The sequence below is a fragment of the Rhodanobacter sp. FW102-FHT14D06 genome (assembly GCF_043950705.1).
Classification (GTDB): domain Bacteria; phylum Pseudomonadota; class Gammaproteobacteria; order Xanthomonadales; family Rhodanobacteraceae; genus Rhodanobacter.
In genome coordinates this window covers 1,057,423-1,077,419 of the sequence record NZ_CP170722.1, presented here as the reverse complement: position 1 = coordinate 1,077,419, position 19,997 = coordinate 1,057,423, and the positions used below count along the sequence as shown (strand labels likewise).

The window sequence follows — 19,997 nt, the reverse complement described above, 5'->3', positions numbered from 1 at the left end:
GCACGGAATGTACACGCCGGCGAGGCAAAAAAAGGCCCCGAAGGTTAGGGGGAACCTTCGGGGCCGGGGCAGACGCGAAAACCCAGGGGAGAGGTTCGCGACTGTGGCCGCCCAGGGAGGTGGGCTGGCCGCGGATGCCGTTGCGTGCATCCGAAGGATTAGATGCGGCCGCGCCGGGAAAGTTGCAAGGCTCGCGCAGAAATTCAACTGCGATTCATTCTCATGGAAAATTAACCTCCGGCCGGCGTCAGTGTGCCTCGTCCCAGTTGGCGCCCACGCCGACATCGACCAGCAGCGGCACGGACAGTTCCGCCGCGCCGGACATCCGCTCCGACACCGCGCGGCGGACCTCCTCGACGGCGTCGGCGCGCACCTCGAACACCAGTTCGTCGTGCACCTGCATCAGCATGTGGGCGTCGTCGCGTTCGGCCAGCCACGCCGCCACGGTGATCATCGCGCGCTTGATGATGTCCGCCGCGGTGCCCTGCATCGGCGCGTTCACCGCGGCGCGCTCGGCGCCCTGGCGCAGGCCGGCGTTGCGCGCGGTGAGGTTCTCCAGGTACAGGCGGCGGCCGAAGAGGGTTTCCACGTAGCCGTCGCGATGCGCCTGTTCGCGGGTGGCGTCCATGAACGCGCGCACGCCGGGGTAGCGCGAGAAATAGCGGCCCATGTAGTCGCCGGCCTCGCCGCGGTCCACGCCGAGCTGGCGGGCCAGGCCGAATGCGCTCATGCCGTACATCAGGCCGAAGTTGATCGCCTTGGCGGCGCGGCGCTGGTTGGTGGTGATGTCTTCCGGAGCCACGCCGAACACTTCGGCCGCGGTGGCACGATGCACGTCGCCGCCGGAGTGGAACGCGCGCAGCAGACCTTCGTCACCGGACAGATGGGCCATGATGCGCAGTTCGATCTGCGAGTAGTCCGCCGCCATCACCCGCCATCCCGGCGGCGCGATGAACGCCTGGCGGATGCGCCGGCCTTCCTCGGTGCGCACCGGGATGTTCTGCAGGTTCGGGTCGGAGGAAGAGATCCGGCCCGTCGCCACCGAGCCCTGGTGGTAGCTGGTGTGCACGCGCCCGGTGCGCGGATTGACGATGCCGGACAGCTTGTCGGTGTAGGTGCTGCGCAGCTTGGCCAGGCCGCGGTAGTCCAGGATCAGCCGCGGCAGCTCGTGACTGTCGGCGATCGCTTCCAGCGCCTCCTCGTTGGTCGAGGGCTGGCCGGTGGGGGTCTTCAGTTTCGCTTCGAGGCCGAGCTCGTCGAACAGCACCGCCTGCAGCTGCCTGGGTGAATCGAGATTGAACTCGCGCCCGGCCAGCGCGCGCGATTGCTGCTGCAGCTCCAGCATGCGCTTGCCCAGCTGCTGGCTCTGCGCGCGCAGCGCGTCGCCGTCGATCAGGACGCCGCGGCGCTCCATCCCGGCCAGCACCGGCACCAGCGGAATCTCGATCTCCTCGTACACGCGTTGCAGCGAGGGCACGCCCTGCAGCCTGGGCCATAGCGCATGGTGCAGGCGCAGGGTGACGTCGGCATCCTCGGCGGCGTAGCGGCAGGCAGTGTCCAGGTCCACCTGCGAGAAGGAAATCTGCTTGGCCCCCTTGCCGGCGACCTGCTCGTATTTCACGGTCTCGTAGCCGAGGTATTTCTTCGCCAGCGAATCCATGTCGTGGCGTGTGGCGGTGGCGTTCCACACGTAGGATTCAAGCATCGAATCATGCTTCACGCCCTGCACCGTGATGCCGTAATGCGACAGGATGTTGATGTCGTACTTCGCGTGCTGGCCGAGCTTGGGCCGCGCGGCATCCTCGAAGATCGGCTTGAGCGCGCGCAGCACCTCGCCACGATCGAGCTGCGGCGGCGCGCCCGGATAGTCGTGGCCGAGCGGGATGTAGCAGGCCTTGCCCGGCTCCACCGCGAAACTGATGCCGACGATGTCCGCACGCATCGCGTCGATGCTGGTGGTTTCCGTATCGAAGGCGATCAGTTCGGCGCTGCGAAGCTTTTCCAGCCACGCATCGAAGGCCGGCCGGGTGATGAGCAGTTCGTATTCGCCCGGCCCTTGCAGGCGCGCACCCTGTGCGCGATGCCCTTCGTCCCGCGCCGGAAGAGCTTCGCGCACGGGGTGCGCTCCTGCAGGCTCCGCCGTTCCATCCAGCTCCTTCAACGCCGCCTTGAACTCGTAGCGCGTGTACAGCTCGCGCAACTGTTCGACATCGGGCTCGCGTTGCGCCAGGTCGGTGGGGCCGAACTCCAGTGCCACGTCGGTCTTGATCGTCACCAGTTCGCGCGACAGCGGCAGTTGCGGCAGCGTGGCGCGCAGGCTCTCGCCGATCTTGCCGCCGACCTTGTCGGCATTGGCCATCACGCCATCCAGCGAATCGAACTCGGCCAGCCATTTGGCGGCGGTCTTGGGCCCGCACTTGGGCACGCCGGGAATGTTGTCGATGGCGTCGCCGGTGAGCGTGAGAAAGTCGATGATCTGGTCCGGCCGCACGCCGAACTTGGCCATCACGCCGGCATCGTCCATCACCGTGCCGGTCATGGTGTTGACCAGGGTGACCTGCGGTCCGACCAGCTGCGCCATGTCCTTGTCGCTGGTGGACACTTCCACCTCGATGCCGAGTGCGCGCGCCTGCACCGCCAGCGTGCCGATCACGTCGTCGGCCTCGACGCCGTCCACGCGCAGGATCGGAAAGCCCAGCGCAGCGACGATGGCCAGCATCGGCGCAACCTGCGCGCGCAGGTCGTCCGGCATCGGCGGCCGGTTCGCCTTGTACTGGTCGTACAACGCATCGCGGAAGGTCGGCCCGGGCGCGTCGCTGACGAAGGCCAGGTAATCGGGCTTTGCCTTCAGCGTGGCACGCAGCATGTTGACCACGCCGAACAGCGCACCGGTGGGCTCGCCGCGCGCGTTGGAAAGCGGCGGCAGCGCGTGGAACGCGCGGTAGAGATAGGACGAACCGTCGATGAGGATGAGCTTGGGCATGGGCGCGATTCTCGCATGCACGGCGAAATGTCGCGTTTCACGGAAGCGCCGCGGGTGCGCTGCTATGCTGCCCTCCCCATCGAGGTTGCCACCATGAAAATCCCTGCCGTGCCGGTTGTTGTCGCCACCTTGCTGTCGACCGCGCTGTTCGCCGCGGCAGTGCACGCCCAGACGGCCGCCCCCGGTCCGGCCTTGCCGCCGCCCGGCATGAACGATCCCGGCGTGCAGGCAAACCCGCCGCCGGCCACGTCCGCGGCACCGCCCGCGAGCGCGCCGAAACCCGATCTGCGTCCGCTCACCCTGCCGGCGATGAAGAGCGGCGACAGCCGCATGGGCCGTCCCGCCGACGAACCCGAAGTGCAGATCCGTCAGCAGGGCGAAAACACGGTGCAGGAATACAGCCGCAACGGTCGCGTCTACATGGTGGTGGTCACGCCCAGGCACGGCCTGCAGCAGACCTACATGGTCGACCCGCAGGGCCGGCTGGTGGACGAACACGGCCAGCGACGCGCCACGCCTGCGCTGTACAAGGTGCTGGAATGGGGCAAGAGCCGCCCGCCGGCCGAGCCGTCCGACGACACCGGCGCGCCGGCTTCCAGCAGCAGTCGCTGAACCTCGATGACGGCGCGGCCGCTCAGGCCGGGTCGTCCAGCTCCGGGTAGTGGCGGAAGATGCCGCTTTCATTGAACGGTACGCGCCGCGTGGACGCCAGGTAGGCCGCGATACGCGGGCGCTGGGTCACGTTGGCGTGCAGCGCGTGCAGCAAGGGCAGGCCGGCGTGCAGGCGTTGCATCGTGCGGGGAAACGCATAGTTCAGGCCGCTCATCAGCTGGAACAGCGACAGGTCGACGCAGGAGTGCCGGCGCAGCGCGTGGCGGCCACCGCCGCGCTCCAGCACCTGCTCGAAGTAGTGGAGGAACTTCGGCAGCCGCTGCGTGCGCAGGTCGCCGGCCCGGCGGCGGGCTTCCTCGCGCTGGTCTTCGTAGTAAAGGCCGCTGGCGATGGGGTGGTGCGCGTCGTGCACTTCGGCCACGAGGTCGGCGATGGTCAATTGCAGCTGGTGGGCGTAGCGCCGCACGCTGGTGCCTTGCGGCAGCAGCGACAGTGGCGGGCCCAGGTACTGCAGGATGTTCGCGGTCTGCGCGATCACCAGCCGACCGGCCTTGAGAAACGGCGGCGCGAACGGCAACGCGCCTTCGTGCGCGCCGTCGAGGTAGCGCACGATGGCATCGTCGCCTTCCTCGCGCGCCACGTCGACGTAATCGGCGCCGGCATCCTCCAGCGCCAACCGCACGAATTCACCGCGGCCCTGGATGCCGCTCCAGTAATACAGTTCGTAGCGCATGGCAGCCTCCGCAGCGGGATATCCGATGCCGCGGCGTGACACTACTACGCGACGTGCAGGAGCCCGCTCGCGGGCGATGCTCTTGCCTTTGCGAATCCCCGGGAAAAGCATCGCCCGCGAGCGGGCTCCTGCGGGGCGTGCGCTCAGTGGCGGAAATGGCGCATGCCGGTGAACACCATCGCGATGTCGTGTTCGTCGGCGGCGGCGATCACTTCGCCGTCGCGCATCGAGCCGCCGGGCTGGATCACCGCGGCGATGCCCGCCTCGGCCGCCGCGTCGATGCCGTCGCGGAACGGGAAGAACGCGTCGCTGGCCATCACCGAGCCGCGCACTTCGAGCTTCTCGTCGGCGGCCTTGATGCCGGCGATCTTCGCACTGTAGACGCGGCTCATCTGGCCGGCACCGACGCCGATGGTCTGGCGATTCTTCGCATAGACGATGGCGTTGGACTTGACGAACTTGGCCACCTTCCAGGCGAAGATGAGGTCGTGGATCTGCGCTTCGGTGGGCGCCTTGCGGGTGACCACTTTCAGGTCCGCCGCGGTGATCATGCCGGTGTCGGCGCTCTGCAGCAGCAGGCCCGAACCGACGCGCTTGGAGTGCATGCCGGGGTGGGCATCACGCAGTTCGCCGTGCGTCGGCAGCGGGATTACCAGCACGCGCACGTTGCCTTTCTTGTGGAATGCCTTCAGCGCGTCATCCGCGTAGGCCGGCGCCAGCACCACCTCGACGAACTGGCGCTCGACGATCGCCTTCGCGGTAGCGCCGTCGACTTCGCGGTTGAACGCGATGATGCCGCCGAAGGCCGAGGTGGGATCGGTCTGGAAGGCCAGGTCATACGCCTTGCCGATGCCGTCCAGGCTCACCGCCACGCCGCAGGGGTTGGCGTGCTTGACGATCACGCAGGCCGGCTTGACGAAGCTGCGCACGCATTCCCACGCGGCGTCGGCGTCGGCGATGTTGTTGAACGACAACTCCTTGCCCTGCAGCTGGCGGAAGGTGGCCAGCGTGCCCGGCGCCGGATACAGGTCGCGGTAGAACGCGGCGCTCTGGTGCGGGTTCTCGCCGTAGCGCAGGTCCATCAGTTTGACGAAGCGGCCGTTGACCTGGCCGGGGAACATGTCGTGGCCGGCGATGGCGTCCTGGGCGTCGTTGAGTTGTAGCGCGGACAGGTAATCGCTGATCGCGCCGTCATAGCTGGACACGTCGTTGAACGCGGCCACCGCCAGCTTGAAGCGCGTCGCGCGAGTCAGGCCGCCTTGAGCCTCGATCTCCTCCAGCGCCGCGTCGTACTGCGCGGGCGAGGTCAGCACGGCCACGTCGTTCCAGTTCTTCGCCGCCGAGCGCAGCATGGCCGGACCGCCGATGTCGATGTTCTCGATCGCCTGCTCCAGCGTGCAGTCGGGCTTCGCCACCGTGGCCTCGAACGGGTAGAGGTTCAGCACCAGCAGGTCGATCGGCGCGATGCCGAGTTCGGCCATCACCGCGTCGTCGGTGCCGCGCCGGCCGAGCAGTGCGCCGTGCACCTTCGGGTGCAGCGTCTTCACCCGGCCGTCCATGATCTCGGGGAAGCCGGTGACGTCGCTGACCTCGGTAACCGCGATGCCCGCCTCGCGCAGCGTGCGCGCCGAGCCGCCGGTGGAAAGCAGTTCCACCCCCTTCGCCGCCAGCCGCCGCGCCAACTCGACCAACCCCGTCTTGTCGGAAACGCTGAGCAGCGCGCGGCGAACGGGAACGACGGCAGGGACGGACATGATGGCTCCGGGATCAGGGATGGAAAATTCGTGGTTGCAGTGGCGGGCCGGGCGGTGATCTGGGCTGTTGCCAATCCCCCATCCCGCGTCAGCGGCCTCAAAGCAACCCGTGCGCCGCCAGCTTCTTGCGCAGCGTGGCGCGATTGATGCCCAGCGCCACGGCCGCGCGGCTCTGGTTGCCGCCGTGGAAGGCCAGCACCTCGCGCAGCAGCGGCACTTCGACTTCGTGCAGCACCAGCGCGTGCAGGCCCTCGGCACATTCGGTGTCGCCGATGTCGGCCAGATAGCGTCGCACCGTGCGGCTGACGCACTCACTCAGTGCGCTGCCGGAGCCGTGCGCAAGCGCAGCTTGCGACGAGGTCGATACGGCAGCCTCGGCGGCAGGCAGTCTGGCGGCATTCACGGATACTTTCCCTCGCATGCGGTGCGGCGGCTGCGAGGGCCGCTGCGTTCTCTGGTGTCGGTTGGTGCATTCGCAGCATGGATTGAGTGCCGGCGGGCACTCGGTGCGAGCGCTTGAGTCTACCCTTGTGCGCGGTCGATTTTAAGTCCCTCGACAAGCGCGGGAGACCCTGATCCGTTCAGCCGAGGCGTCGTTGCCCATGGGGCGCGGCACGCTTCACTCGAAGCCGAACTCGAACGCGACGGCCTGGTCGCCGGGGTCCTTGACCTCCAGCAGCAACACCGCCACGGCACCGGGCGCCAGGCCGCGACGCAAGGTCGCAGGGTCGTCGAGGTACTCCGTCGGCTGCAGCCGGCGCATGGCCAGTCGCTGGCCTTGCGCGTCGGACAGCGTCACCGTCACCACCGGATAGGGTTGCGCGAAGCTGGCGTCGTTGCGCACGCTGGCGCTGATCATCAGCGCGTTCGGCACGCTGGGGTGCGCCTGCACGTTGCTGGCGAGCAGGCGCAGGCGTGCCGGCGCGGCCACCAGCGGCAGCCGGCAGTGCAGCACGGCACAACTGCTGCGCAACCAGCCGCCCACGGTGGGATCGCGGATCAGGGCGTCGCGCTTGGCCCACCCCAGTTGCGCGAGCAACAGCAGTGTCAGCACGCCGCAGGCAAGTATCCACGGCCAGTTGCGCTCGCCCGAGGCGGCGCGCAGGCGATGGGCTTTCCCGCGCGTGCGCTTTCCCGCGCGGCCGCGCGACTGGCGGGCGAAGCGCGGTGTGAACACCAGTTGCGAAAAATCCTCGGGCGGCGCGCTGGCCGGCTGTTCGGTCGCCACCACCACCGGCTCGGGTTGCGGCCGATAGACCACCAGGTCCAGCAGCGGCGGTTCCAGCGCGGGCTCGTTGACGGCCAGTTCGACGAATGGCTCGGGCGGCAATTGCTCGGTGAGCGTGGCCAGGCTGCCGAAGCTGGCGTTGCAATGCCCGCACACCACGTGACCGTGAGCCTTCGCCAGTGTCTGTGCATCCAGCGAAAACACGGACAGGCATTCGGGGCATTGGGTATACATGCGTCGCCGCTTCAACCGGTATCGCCCAAGCTTAACAGGCTGTCCGGAGCATGCGGATGCAGCGGCGGCGTCAGCGGCGACGACGCCCGCTGATGCGCACCCAGTCGTCGCGAAGGTCTGCGCGCAAGTCCTCGAACCATTCCGCGTAGCGCGCCAGCAACTCGTCCTGCTGGCCGGCGAGGATGCCGGAGATCGCGAATGGCGCGCCGGGTTTTGCCGCGGCCGCGAAGGTCGGCGCCAGCGTATCGAGCGGCCCGGCGAGGATATTGGCGACGAACACGTCGGTGGCGCCGTCGGGGTGATCTTCCGGCAGGAACAGCGTCAGGCGATCGGCCACGCCGTTGCGCGCGGCGTTGTCGGCCGAGGCCGTGAGTGCCTGCGGATCGTTGTCGATGCCGATTGCGGCAGCGGCGCCGAGCTTCAGCGCAGCGATGGCCAGGATGCCGGAGCCGCAGCCGTAATCGGTGATCGTCCTGCCGTGCAGGTCGAGCCCGTCCAGCCATTCCAGGCACAGCGCGGTGGTCGGGTGGGTGCCGCTGCCGAAGGCGAGGCCCGGGTCGAGCCGCACGACGACGCGCGTGGAGGCCTCGGAGCGGCCGATGTTGCCGTCATCGACGGGCGGCTCGATGTTCCACGGATAGATCCACAACCGGTGGCCGAACGCCATCGGCTTGAACTGGTCCATCCACGCGCGCTCCCAGTCCTGGTCGGCGACGTCGCGGAAGCTCAGCTGATCCGGTTCCAGCCATGGCAACAGGTCGCCCAGTGCCGCGGCAATGCCGCGCCGGTCGGCGTGCTCGTCGAACAGCGCATCCAGCGTGATCGTCGGCCACAGCGGCAACTCGCCCACGCCCGGCTCGAAGATCGCCTGCTCGTCCGGCGTCTCGGCGTCGGCATCGCGCAGGGTGATCGACAACGCGCCCAGATCCTCCAGCGCCTCTTCCACGCGCGGCTGCTGTTCGGTGCGGATGATCAGGGAGAGTTCGAGGAAGGGCATGAGGCCAGGAGTGAGTGAAGAGGAGTTGAGGAACGAGAGAAGGGCGAGGCTTGGCGAGTGTGTCAAAGGTGGAGAGAAGCACGGGCGCGCCGGCCTTCTCTCGTTCCTCAACTCCTCTTCACTCACTTCTCTGCCGCACCGGCGGCAGCCTTTTCCTTCTGTTCGGCCATGCGCTTTTCCAGGTAATGGATATTCTGGCTGCCGTGCTGGAAGCCGACGTCGGCCATGATCCGCTGCTGCAGCGGGATGTTGCACTTGACGCCTTCGATGACCGTTTCGGCCAGCGCCAGCTGCATGCGCGCGATGGCGGTCTTGCGATCCGGGCCGTGGACGATCAGCTTGCCGATCATCGAATCGTAGTTCGGCGGGATCCTGTAGCCGTCGTAGAGGTGGGTGTCCACGCGCACGCCGGGGCCGCCCGGCGCCTCGAAGCGCTTCACCGTGCCGGGGCTGGGCATGAAGGTGTCCGGGTCCTCGGCGTTGATGCGGCACTCGATGGCGTGGCCGGTGATGTGCACGTCTTCCTGCCGGATCGACAACGGCTGGCCGCCGGCGATCAGCAGCTGCTCGCGCACCAGGTCCACGCCGGTGATGAATTCGGTCACCGGGTGCTCGACCTGGATGCGGGTGTTCATCTCGATGAAGTAGAAGCGGCCGTTCTCGAACAGGAACTCGAACGTGCCGGCGCCGCGGTAGCCGATGCGCAGGCAGGCGTCGACGCAGACCTTGCCGATCTGCGCGCGCAGCTCGGGCGTGATGCCCGGCGCCGGCGCTTCCTCGACCACCTTCTGGTGGCGGCGCTGCATCGAGCAGTCGCGTTCGCCGAGATAGATGGCGTGGCCCTGGCCATCGGCCAGCACCTGGATCTCCACGTGGCGCGGGTTCTCCAGGAACTTCTCCATGTAGACCTGATCGTTGCCGAAGGCCGCCTTGGCCTCCTGCTTGGTCATCACGATGGAGTTGCCCAGGTGCGCCTCGGTGCGCACCACGCGCATGCCGCGGCCGCCGCCGCCGCCGGCGGCCTTGATGATCACCGGGTAGCCGATCTCGCGCGCGATCTTGATGCTGGCGTCGACATCCTCGGTCAGCGGACCACCGGAGCCGGGCACGCAGGGCACGCCGGCCGCCTTCATCGCGCGGATCGCCTCGACCTTGTCGCCCATCAGGCGGATCACGTCGGCGGTCGGTCCGATGAAGATGAAGCCGGACTGCTCCACCTGCTCGGCGAAGTCGGCGCGCTCGGAGAGGAAGCCGTAGCCCGGATGGATGGCCTGGGCGTCGGTGATCTCCGCCGCGGCGATGATGCGCGGGATGTTGAGGTAGCTGTCCGCCGACGGCCCCGGGCCGATGCAGATCGCCTCGTCGGCCAGGCCGACGTGTTTCAGGTTGCGGTCCACGGTGGAGTGCACCGCGACCGTCTTGATGCCAAGGCTGTGGCACGCGCGCAGCACGCGCAGCGCGATCTCACCGCGATTGGCTATGACGACTTTTTCTAGCATGGGAAGCTCCGAAGGAGCAGGGGACGGGAGCGGGGAGCGGTGGATGACGATGAGCGCAATGCCGTAGCGGCTGGCTCTTCCTCATCCACCGTTCCCCGTTCCGTATCCCCCGCCGAATCACGCAATCACGAACATCGGTTCGTCGAATTCCACGGGCTGGCCGTTCTCGATCAGGATGGCCTGTACGGTGCCGGCGACTTCGGCTTCGATCTGGTTGAACATCTTCATCGCCTCGATCACGCCCAGGGTGTCGCCGGCCTTGACCTGCTGGCCGACCTTGACGAAGGCGGGGGCGCCGGGCGAGGCGGAGGCGTAGAAGGTGCCGACCATCGGCGCCTTGACCACGTGGCCGGCCGGCAGGGCGTCGGCGGGCGGCGCTTCGGAAGCGGCGGCGGGCGCAGCGGCCACCGGGGCGGCGGCCACGGCAGGCGCGGCGGCGGCCACCGGTGCGGCGGCCGCGACCGGTGCGGTGCCCTTGGGCACGCGCGACAGACGCACGACTTCCTCGCCCTCCTTGATCTCCAGTTCGGCGAGGTTGGATTCCTCGAGCAAGTCGATCAGCTTCTTGATTTTGCGCAAATCCATCGGATCAGCCTTTGGTCAGTCATGCCGCCGTGGAGGCGGCTGGAAGGGGAAAGAGGGTGCCGCCGGTCAGGCGTCGGCGGCAGGCGGCGCCTGCAGCCGCTGGATCGCCGCGTCCAGCGCCAGTGCGTAGCTGGCGCTGCCGAAGCCGCAGATCACGCCGAGCGCCAGATCCGACAGATACGAGTGGTGGCGGAACGGCTCGCGCGCGAACACGTTGGACAGGTGCACTTCGATGAACGGGATGGCCACCGCCGCAAACGCGTCGCGCAGCGCGATGCTGGTATGGGTGAAGGCGCCGGCATTGCACAGGATCAGGGCGGTGCGGTCGTCGCGCGCCTGGTGCACGCGCGCAATCAGCTCATGCTCGGCATTGGACTGGAACCACTGCAATTCGTGGCCGGCCGCCTGCGCCCGATCGGCCAGGCTCTGGTTGATCCCGGCCAGCGTTTCGCGGCCGTAGATCTGCGGCTCGCGTGCACCCAGCAGGTTGAGGTTGGGTCCGTGCAGGACCAGGATCTTCGCCACGAAACCACCCAGCTTGCGTCCGGAGGCCCCGGAACCCGGCGCAGTGTGCGCGCGTCGGGCGATGTTGTCCAGTTCGCGGCAGATCGGCGATGTTCAACGGAGAACCCGCAGGGATTGCCCTGCGCTGGCGTATGTTTGGCCGAACTCAGGGAGCACCTTGCTGCGGAGCCAACCACTGGGTCAGCAGCTGCGGCGAAAGGATGCCGGCGTGAGTCGCGATAATGTGCCCATCGGCGCCGATCAGCACGCTGAATGGCAGGATCTCAGCCTTATCGCCCAATTGCAGGGATGTGCTCGGTGCCTCCAGATTGCCCAGCAAGATCGGGTAACTCACCGGTTGCCTGGCCAGAAAAGCGCGAACGTGATCGGGCTGATCCATGGCGATTCCCAGCACGATCACCCCATTATCGGCGAATTTGCGCTGGGCCTCGTCGAGCGCAGGCATTTCCTGCAGACACGGGCCGCACCAGCTGGCCCAGAAATTGATGAGCAGGCGGCGCCCGCGGTACGCCGTCAGCGCGTGCATGCGCCCGTCCAGATCCGCCAGCGTCAGCGCCGGCAGCGGCTTGCCGACCATCGCCGATACGGCCGGCGCGGCAACCGGAACGGGGGCTGTCGCGCGATGGTGTCGGTATTGGGCCAGCCCGCCGCCGAGCAGGGCGGCCAGCGCGGCCAGCAGCAGGATCAGGCCGGAGGTGCGGTCGAGCATCAGCGCGCCGCGTCGGTCAACGCCCGTTCGACCATCGAGGCGGTCAGCACGGTCGACAGCTGCCGGCCGGGACCGCCATCCTTCGGGAACACCACGTACAGCGGCACGCCCGGCGAGTGGTACTCGGCCAGGAAGGCGCTGATCGCCGGGTTCACGTCGGTCCAGTCGCCCTTCATGTAGACCGCGCCGGTGCGCTGCAGCAGGTCGCGGAAGCGCGCGGTGTCGAGCACCGTGTGCTCGTTGGCCTTGCAGGTCACGCACCAGTCGGCGGTCATGTCCACGAACACCGGCGTGCCCGCTTCGCGCAGCGCGGCCAGCTTCTCCGCGGAATAGGGCACCACGCCGTCGGCCATGCGGGCTGCGGTAGGCGGCGGCACCTGACTGAGCAGGCTCATCGGCACCAGCGTGGCGACCGCCAGCACGGCCACCGCCAGCTTGCTGACCACGCCGCGCGAACGGCTGCGCTCGAACCACCACAAGGTCATCGCCAGCAGCACCATCGCCACCAGCACCAGGCCCACCGCGTCGGCGCCGCGCTGGTTGGCCAGCACCCAGACCAGCCAGGCGGCGGTGAGGTACATCGGGAAGGCCAGCACCTGCTTCAGCGTTTCCATCCAGCGCCCGGGCTTCGGCAACCATCGCGCCACCGCGGGCACGAAGCCGATCGCCAGGAACGGCAACGCCAGGCCGATGCCCAGCATCAGGAACACCAGCAGCGCCGACAGCATCGGCGCGGTGAATGCATAGGCCAGCGCGCCGCCCATGAAGGGCGCGGTGCAGGGGCTGGCCACCACCACCGCCAGCACGCCGGTGAAGAAGTCGCCGGCCGGACCGGCGCGCCGCGCCAGCCCGGCGCCGGTATTGCCCAGCGAGGCGCCGAACTGCACCACGCCGGACATCGACAGGCCCACCGCCAGCATCACGCAGGCCAGCACGCCGACCACCACCGGCTGCTGCAGCTGCGTACCCCAGCCCAGTGCGTGACCGGCGCTGCGCAGGGCGAGGATGCCCAGCCCCAGCGCGGCGAAACTGCACAGCACGCCGGCGGTATAGAACAAGGCATGGCTGCGCCGCGTGGCGGGGTTTTCGCCGCTCTCCAGCACGCCGACCGCCTTGATCGACAATACCGGCAACACGCACGGCATCAGGTTGAGGATAAGCCCGCCGCCCAGCGCCAACGCCAGTGCGGCGAACAGGCTGGTGCGCAGCGGGCCGCCGTTGGTGGCCGGCGGCAGCTCCCTGGCGGCGCTGGTCGGCATGCCGGTGGCGACCGTGCCGCTGCCCGGTTCGAGTTGCACCGTGCGCGTCATCAACGGGTAGCACAGGCCGCCGTCCTGACAACCCTGGAAGGTCGCCTCCAGCGTCAGCGGTCCGGACCTGGCGGGTATGCCTTCGAGCGCCACCGGCACTTCGACCTGGTCGAAGTACACCGTGACCTCGCCGAACTGCGGGTCCTGATGCCGCACGCCGGCCGGCCACGCGGGCGTCCCCAACTGCGCGCCGTCGGCCTTCCTCAGCTTGAGCGTGGTGTGGTCGCGATACAGGTAATAGCCCGCCGGCATGGTCCAGCGCAGCAGCAGTTGCTGCGGGCTCTGCGCCAGTGCCTCGAAGCGGAACGCCTGCTCGGGCGGCAGCGGCGCCCGCGTCACGCCGGTGGCGGCGCTCTGTCCGCCGCGGCCGAGCTGGTCCAGTGCCGCGCCCAGCGAGCCCGCGGGTGCGGTCGGTGCGGTGGCGGTCGGCAGCGCCAGGTCCAGTTGTTCGGTGTGCGGCGGGTAGCAGATCTTCGGGTCGACCTCGTGGCAGCCCTGGTACTGCACGCTGAGCTTCAGCCGCGTGGTGCCTGTGGCGACGGTGTAGGGAATGCTGGCGTCGATGTCGTGGTGGTAGGTCTCCACGTCGCCCAGGTATTCATCGTGGTATTTCCTGCCCTCGGGCAGTTGCGCCTGGCCCAGGGTGACGCCGTCGCCGGCCTTGAACTTCATGCGGCCGCGATAGAGGTAGTAGTCCGGCGCGACCTTCCAGTGCAGCTTGAGCACGCCGGGAGTGCCGGCGTCGGCGCTGAGCTGGTAGGCCTCGGTCACCGGCAGCAGAGCGTCGGTGTCCTGCGCCAGCGCGGGCAGGCCGGCCAGCAGCAGGCCCACGCCCAGCAGCAGGCGGGCAAACATCGGGCCGGCGGACAACGATCGCATCATGACTCCGGAAAACATGGGGCCCGCGCGCGGGCAGCGGTTCATTATTATGGCGCAGCCGGTTCGCTGCGCCGCGGCGTGCTTCATTTGGTCGCGCCGGACTTCAGTCCCGGCTGTGCTCGCGCACCCAGTCGAGGTAGGCGGCATGGCCATCGGCCACCGGTACCGCGATCAACTCCGGCACCTCGTAAGGATGCAGTTCCAGCACGCGACGTTCCAGCGCCGGCAGGCGGGCGGCGGTGGTCTTGATCAGCAGCAGTTCCTCGGTGTCGGTGTGCACCGCTTCCTGCCAGCGGTAGGTGGAACGCACCGAAGCGATCCCGCTGACGCAGGCGGCCAGCCGCTCGTCGACCAGCGCCCGGGCGATGCGCCCGGCGCTGTCGCGGTCCGGGCAGGTGCAATAGCAGAGCAGGACGGTGTCAGGCATGCCGGCCAGCCTAACCGGCGGAGCCGCCGCGCGCACCCCTGCCTCGGGCACGACGCCCGCCCCTTGAAAGCTGCACCCATCCACCCAATTAGCTGTACGTTCCCGGTCCGAACGTCTTGCAGCGGCAGTTTGTGTCGCTAGAATTGGCACTCATCTACCACGAGTGCTAACAAGATCGCCGGATCGGGGTCTTGAAAGCCTTGTCCCACCTCAAACGACATCGGAGTCCTTCCATGAGCAAACTGCGTCCGTTGCATGACCGCGTCATCGTCAAGCGTCTCGAAGAAGAGCGCGTTTCCGCTGGCGGCATCGTCATCCCCGACAGCGCCACCGAGAAGCCCACCCGCGGCAAGGTCGTCGCCGCCGGCACCGGCCTGATCATGGCCGACGGCAAGGTTCGCCCGATGTCGCTGAAGGAAGGCGACACGGTGCTGTTCGGCAAGTATGCCGGCCAGGAAATCAAGATCGACGGCGAAGAGCTCGTGTTCCTGAAGGAAGACGACATCGTGGCGGTGATCGAGGGGTGATGCCCTCGGGGCCGATGGCCGGTTGAGCGCGACGAAAGTCAAAAGCGCGCACGCCAGTCGCCTGCGGCTCCTTCTTGCAGCTCTTTCGTGACGTTTCCCATTCTTATTCAATTTTTTTGAGGCAAAAAAATCATGGCAGCCAAAGAAGTCCGTTTCGGCGAAGACGCCCGCGCCCGCCTGCTCAAGGGCGTGAACACCCTGGCCAATGCGGTCAAGGTGACCCTCGGCCCGAAGGGTCGCAACGTGGTGCTCGAGAAGAGCTTCGGCGCGCCCACGATCACCAAGGACGGCGTGTCCGTCGCCAAGGAGATCGAGCTGGCCGACAAGTACGAGAACCTCGGCGCGCAGATCGTCAAGGAAGCCGCCTCCAAGACCTCCGACGTGGCCGGTGACGGCACCACCACCGCCACCGTGCTGGCGCAGGCGTTCATCCAGGAAGGCCTCAAGGCCGTGGCCGCCGGCATCAACCCGATGGACCTCAAGCGCGGCATCGACAAGGCGGTGACCGCCGCCGTCGGCGAACTGAAGAAGTTCTCCAACCCCACCGCCAACGACAAGGAAATCGCCCAGGTCGGCACGATCTCGGCCAACTCCGACACCGACATCGGCGACATCATCGCCAATGCGATGAAGAAGGTCGGCAAGGAAGGCGTGATCACGGTCGAGGAAGGTTCCGGCCTGGACAACGAGCTGGACGTGGTCGAGGGCATGCAGTTCGACCGCGGCTACCTGAGCCCGTACTTCATCAACAACCAGACCTCGCAGCAGGTCGAGATGGATGACCCGTACATCCTCATCCACGACAAGAAGATCTCCAACGTGCGCGAGCTGCTGCCCGTGCTGGAAGCCGTCGCCAAGGCCGGCAAGCCGCTGGTGATCGTCGCCGAGGAAGTCGAGGGCGAGGCGCTGGCCACGCTGGTGGTCAACACCATCCGCGGCATCGTCAAGGTCGCCGCCGTCAAGGCGCCGGGCTTCGGTGACCGTCGCAAGGCCATCCTGGAAGACATCGCCGTGCTGACCAACGGCCAGGTCGTGTCCGAGGAAGTGGGCCTGTCGCTGGAGAAGACCACCATCAACGACCTCGGCCGCGCCAAGCGCGTGGTGATCACCAAGGAAAACACCACGATCATCGACGGTGCCGGCGACGCGGAGAAGATCCAGTCGCGCATCGGCCAGATCAAGGCGCAGATCGAGGAGACCTCCTCCGACTACGACCGCGAGAAGCTGCAGGAGCGCGTGGCCAAGCTGGCCGGCGGTGTTGCCGTGATCAAGGTCGGTGCCGGCACCGAGATCGAGATGAAGGAAAAGAAGGCCCGCGTCGAAGACGCCCTGCACGCCACCCGCGCTGCGGTGGAAGAGGGCGTGGTCCCCGGCGGTGGCGTGGCGCTGATCCGCGCGCTCAAGGCGGTCGAGGGCCTGAAGGGCGACAACGCCGACCAGGACCTGGGCATCGCGATCACCCGCCGCGCGCTGGAAGCGCCGCTGCGCGCGATCGTCGCCAATGCCGGCGAAGAGCCGTCCGTGATCCTCAACAAGGTCAAGGAAGGCAAGGGCAACTTCGGCTACAACGCGGCCACCGGCGAGTTCGGTGACATGGTGGCGATGGGCATCCTGGACCCGACCAAGGTCACCCGCTCGGCCCTGCAGCACGCCGCGTCGGTCGCCGGCCTGGCGATCACCACCGAGGCGATCGTCGCCGAGCTGCCGAAGAAGGAAGAGCACAGCCACGGCGCCGGCGGCATGGGCGGTGGCATGGGCGGCATGGGCGGCATGGATTTCTGATGCCGTCACCCATGCCATCGCCTCCGATGGCTTGAATCAGAAAGCGGCCATCCGTGGCCGCACTGCTCAACGAGAGCAGTGCAACATGAAGAACCCCGCTGCGGCGGGGTTTTTCTTTGGCGCGGTCGGGTGCTTCATCCGCCGAGGAATTTCGATTCCAGGAAGACATTTTCGCGGTGGAATTGCAGATAGTCGCGCTGGCGTAGGGAAAACGTGCCCACGTTCGGCGGTGACCTGGGGTCGATGCCCATGCGCTGGATGGACGGCCGGTCCGCGACGGGCGAGACCACGACTTGCCCGTTGTCTTCGAATGCGATGAAGCCGCGATCGAACAGATGGTCGGCGTTGGGGGTGAGCAACAGCCCGTTTTCCCCGTCAAGCCGTTCCTCGTTGCTCGCGTCGCGCCAGGGTTTGCAGTGGCTGGCGCGCAGATGCTCGACGCGGTCCACGCCCGTGACGCGGCAACGCGATTCATGGTCCATGACCCGCGATTTGAACAGTCCCTGTCCCCGCCTCGCGAGCACCAGGGCCTCACGCTCGGTGCTGATGATGAGCTGGTCCGACCGGATCTTTTCCAGTTCGTGCTCCTCCCACTGTGCCAGGCCGATAGCGGCGTCGGCTTCCGGCTGGCCCACTGTTGCCGGTCGCAGGAGTTGGCGTGCTTCAAAGCCAATCAGGTCGGCCAGTTCCGCCGCGAAGCGTTCCGGAAGGCAAGTGAGATAGATGTTTTGCATCCCTCGCCCCGCCGCGTTCAGCGGAGCGTAGCGGGCAGGCAGCAGTCCGGCGAGCCGGTGCATGTACTCGCTCGGCCGGATGGGCCCGTGCAGCTCGCTGAAGCGTACGTCGATCCGCCAGCCGATAAGCTCCCAATAAGCGCCTGTGGTGCCGAATTCCAGCGGTTTGGGGGCCTCGTAAGCGTGTGATCGCGCCACTCCGACAGCTTTGATCCAGGTGTCGGCGAAGGAGAAAATCACGTCGCCGGGCGCAACCTCGCGCATGAAGTCGTAGTACGGATTGCGCGTGTTGTTTTGTTTGCGCTTCGGTGACCACAGGTAGCCACCGGGCACTTCATGCCGGTAAGTCTGGTTCTGGTTGACCCACCAGTAGCGCATGGATGCAGAGCTTGTTGCTCAGCGGGATGAGTTCGCATTGTTTACCCCGGCCCGGGTGAAGGCAACTTGCGGTGGCGGGCACCGCGTGCGGATCAATGTGCCATCGCAGCCTGCGCCTCCGTCGCGGGAGGCCCCGATGGCGCGCGCACCACCTGCGTCGTTGCGGCGGCTGCGAGTGCCTTGGCCAGCATCGGTTCGAGCTTGCCGCCCATGCGCAACTGGTCGACGCCGGCCATGGCCTTGTCCAGTTGCCGCTGCTCGTCGCTCTGCGGGCGCGGCGGGGCGCCGGGGGCGGCGGTGAGGGCGGCGATCTGCGGGCCGACCAGTTCGGTCAGTGCGAAGTAGGGGTCGTCGTGGATGCCGAGGTGGGCCAGCAGTTTGCCCGGCAGCAGCCAGGAGGCGGTGTCGGCCTGCAGCGGTTTGGACGGCCGTTTCGGGTCGACCAGCAGCCACACGCCGGCCTGGCTCAGCATGTCGCTGCCGTCGACGAAACCGGTGATGTGGTAGCTGTTGCTGAGGGCGGGCAGGTGGTCGCCGTAGAACAGCACCACGCTGGGCCGGTCGCGTTTGGCGAGCAGCTTCACCAGCCGGCCGAGTTCGGCGTCGGCATGTTTGAGGTGGTAGAGGTAGGTCTGCAGCTCCAGCTTGTCGCGGCCGGTGATGCCGTCGGGCACCGGGATCGCGTCGCGTTCGGCGACGTGCGCGGGCTCGATGTCGTAGGGGCCGTGCGCCTCGATGCTGATGGCGAAGATGAACTGCGGCGGGCCGCTGTCCTTGAGCTGGGTCATGATCTCGTCGGTCATCGCGCTGTCGGCCATGTACTTGCCGTCATTCGGCGCGCCGGGCGGGAACGAGGATTGCGACACGAACCGGTCGAAGCCGATTGCCTGAAACGCGGTGGTGCGGTTCCAGAACGCCGGGTCGTTGCCATGCAGCGCAAGCGTGCTGTAGCCGTGCGACGCCAGCGTGCGCACCAGGCTTGGCAGCGACTTGTGGCTCATCTGCAGGTAAGGGAACTGCAGGTTGTCGAAGTAGCGCAGCGACAGGCCGGTGAGGAACTCGAACTCGGTGCGGATGGTGCCGCCGCCGAAGGTAGGCACGTGCAGTTTGCCGCTGCTGCCATGCCGCGCGAGCCGGCGCAGGTTGGGCGCGAAGTTGCTGTGCTCGTAGCCGTGCATGATCGACGGGTCGAAGAACGATTCGCTCTGCACCACCACGATGTCGGGCAGCTCACCGGTTGCCGCCGGCTGCCGCAACACCTGTTGCAACGCCGGCGCGGATTGCGCAATCAGCTGCTCGGCCGCGGCGCGGTCGGGCTTGTGGTGGCCACCGCCGTATTGCAGGTGGAACAGCATCAGCGAGCTGATCAGGCCCGAATGGTTGGTGGTGACCCGGGCCGACCACGGCTCCAGCCACAGCACGTGCGCGTTGTAGATCCTGCCCCAGGCGGACAGGCCCACCAGCATGCTGACGAACGCCGCGGCCAGCAGGCCGCAGGCGGCGAGGCGCTTGCCACCGGTATGCCGCGGTACCACCGGCGGCTCGTAACGCCACGCCAGCACCACCAGCGCCAGCGCCGCCAGCAACGCGAGGTACGGCCACGGGCTGTGCGGCAGGTAGCCGGCCAGCAGGTGCATGCCGCCCTTGCGCAATTGGCCGATCATGCGGAAATCGTCCGGCAGCAGCGGCGTGCCGAGGTTGGCCACCTTCAGCACGTTGACGCCGTAGACCAGCCCTTGCAGCGTGAACGCCAGGCCGAACGACAGCCAGGCACGGCGGGTCCACGCCAGCAGCGCGCCGGCCAGCAGCAGGCCGGGCAGCGCATTGGCCAGCGGGAACCGCGGCTGCTTGAGCAACTGCGCCGTGGTCACCCCCACGCCGCCGTCGACCAGCCCGGTCAGCAGCACGAACGCCAGCGCCAGTGCCAGCACCAGCGCGATGCGCGCGCCCAGCGGATACCGGGCGCTGCGGATGTCGGGAGAGGTCAGGGGCATGTGGCGACTGCCGGGGTCGTCATGGGTGGTCTCCAGAATGTAAACAGGACTCGATGAACGGCGGGTGGCGCGCAAAACGACAAGTGTCGGGCCTGCCGCAGGCATGC

The 19,997-nt window shown here is 67.7% G+C and carries 17 protein-coding genes; 3 read left to right on the top strand and 14 right to left on the bottom strand.

Features of this window, described 5'->3' with window-relative positions; all coding sequences use genetic code 11:
- Window positions 1-247: 247 nt before the first annotated feature.
- The gene (gene polA, locus ACFCQI_RS05125; RefSeq protein ID WP_395120305.1) at window positions 248-2,983 is read right to left on the bottom strand and encodes a DNA polymerase I; all 2,736 of its coding nucleotides are present in this window, start codon (window positions 2,981-2,983) and stop codon (window positions 248-250) included.
- A 93-nt stretch (window positions 2,984-3,076) separates the two neighbouring features.
- On the opposite strand from polA, the gene ACFCQI_RS05120 reads away from it, so the two are divergent.
- A complete protein-coding gene (locus ACFCQI_RS05120; RefSeq protein ID WP_395120304.1) occupies window positions 3,077-3,595 on the top strand; it encodes a DUF2782 domain-containing protein in 519 nt (172 codons plus the stop codon).
- 22 nt (window positions 3,596-3,617) lie between these two features.
- Here the strand turns inward: ACFCQI_RS05120 and ACFCQI_RS05115 are convergent, their stop codons facing one another.
- The 11 genes from ACFCQI_RS05115 to cutA all read right to left on the bottom strand — a co-directional run bounded on the left by ACFCQI_RS05115 (window position 3,618) and on the right by cutA (window position 14,475).
- A complete protein-coding gene (locus ACFCQI_RS05115) occupies window positions 3,618-4,328 on the bottom strand; it encodes a glutathione S-transferase (protein ID WP_395120303.1) in 711 nt (236 codons plus the stop codon).
- A gap of 143 nt (window positions 4,329-4,471) precedes the next feature.
- Window positions 4,472-6,082, bottom strand: coding sequence for a bifunctional phosphoribosylaminoimidazolecarboxamide formyltransferase/IMP cyclohydrolase (gene purH / locus ACFCQI_RS05110; RefSeq protein WP_395120302.1), 1,611 nt, complete (start codon window positions 6,080-6,082; stop codon window positions 4,472-4,474).
- A 97-nt stretch (window positions 6,083-6,179) separates the two neighbouring features.
- Entirely contained in the window at window positions 6,180-6,485 is a 306-nt protein-coding gene (locus tag ACFCQI_RS05105; RefSeq protein ID WP_395120301.1) for a helix-turn-helix domain-containing protein, read from the bottom strand.
- A gap of 216 nt (window positions 6,486-6,701) precedes the next feature.
- Window positions 6,702-7,544, bottom strand: coding sequence for a zinc-ribbon and DUF3426 domain-containing protein (locus ACFCQI_RS05100; RefSeq protein ID WP_395120299.1), 843 nt, complete (start codon window positions 7,542-7,544; stop codon window positions 6,702-6,704).
- 70 nt (window positions 7,545-7,614) lie between these two features.
- Window positions 7,615-8,541, bottom strand: coding sequence for a 50S ribosomal protein L11 methyltransferase (prmA, locus tag ACFCQI_RS05095; protein ID WP_395120298.1), 927 nt, complete (start codon window positions 8,539-8,541; stop codon window positions 7,615-7,617).
- A gap of 122 nt (window positions 8,542-8,663) precedes the next feature.
- Entirely contained in the window at window positions 8,664-10,040 is a 1,377-nt protein-coding gene (gene accC, locus ACFCQI_RS05090) for an acetyl-CoA carboxylase biotin carboxylase subunit (RefSeq protein WP_395120297.1), read from the bottom strand.
- A 117-nt stretch (window positions 10,041-10,157) separates the two neighbouring features.
- Window positions 10,158-10,625 (bottom strand): acetyl-CoA carboxylase biotin carboxyl carrier protein, encoded by a 468-nt coding sequence (gene accB / locus ACFCQI_RS05085; protein ID WP_395120296.1) that lies wholly within the window; start codon window positions 10,623-10,625, stop codon window positions 10,158-10,160.
- Window positions 10,626-10,691: 66 nt separating this feature from the next.
- A complete protein-coding gene (gene aroQ, locus ACFCQI_RS05080) occupies window positions 10,692-11,150 on the bottom strand; it encodes a type II 3-dehydroquinate dehydratase (protein WP_395120295.1) in 459 nt (152 codons plus the stop codon).
- 145 nt (window positions 11,151-11,295) lie between these two features.
- Window positions 11,296-11,859 carry a TlpA family protein disulfide reductase gene (locus ACFCQI_RS05075; protein ID WP_395120294.1) on the bottom strand — a complete coding sequence of 188 codons (564 nt, stop codon included), beginning with the start codon at window positions 11,857-11,859 and terminating at the stop codon, window positions 11,296-11,298.
- Window positions 11,859-14,048 (bottom strand): protein-disulfide reductase DsbD family protein, encoded by a 2,190-nt coding sequence (locus tag ACFCQI_RS05070; protein ID WP_395121259.1) that lies wholly within the window; start codon window positions 14,046-14,048, stop codon window positions 11,859-11,861. The genes ACFCQI_RS05075 and ACFCQI_RS05070 overlap by 1 nt, the downstream gene beginning before the upstream one ends.
- A gap of 103 nt (window positions 14,049-14,151) precedes the next feature.
- Window positions 14,152-14,475, bottom strand: a complete 324-nt coding sequence (cutA, locus tag ACFCQI_RS05065) for a divalent-cation tolerance protein CutA (protein WP_395120293.1) — start codon at window positions 14,473-14,475, stop codon at window positions 14,152-14,154.
- Between the two features lie 233 nt (window positions 14,476-14,708).
- Between cutA and groES the strand changes: the two genes are divergently transcribed.
- Together groES and groL are read left to right on the top strand one after the other, a co-directional pair.
- On the top strand, window positions 14,709-15,002 hold the full coding sequence (groES, locus tag ACFCQI_RS05060; RefSeq protein WP_395120292.1) for a co-chaperone GroES: 294 nt from the start codon (window positions 14,709-14,711) through the stop codon (window positions 15,000-15,002).
- Window positions 15,003-15,134: 132 nt separating this feature from the next.
- The gene (gene groL, locus ACFCQI_RS05055) at window positions 15,135-16,784 is read left to right on the top strand and encodes a chaperonin GroEL (protein WP_395120291.1); all 1,650 of its coding nucleotides are present in this window, start codon (window positions 15,135-15,137) and stop codon (window positions 16,782-16,784) included.
- Between the two features lie 134 nt (window positions 16,785-16,918).
- On the opposite strand, the gene ACFCQI_RS05050 is transcribed toward groL, so the two are convergent.
- Window positions 16,919-17,896, bottom strand: coding sequence for an HNH endonuclease (locus ACFCQI_RS05050; RefSeq protein ID WP_395120290.1), 978 nt, complete (start codon window positions 17,894-17,896; stop codon window positions 16,919-16,921).
- A 92-nt stretch (window positions 17,897-17,988) separates the two neighbouring features.
- Window positions 17,989-19,890, bottom strand: a complete 1,902-nt coding sequence (locus tag ACFCQI_RS05045) for an LTA synthase family protein (RefSeq protein ID WP_395120288.1) — start codon at window positions 19,888-19,890, stop codon at window positions 17,989-17,991.
- Window positions 19,891-19,997 lie beyond the last annotated feature (107 nt).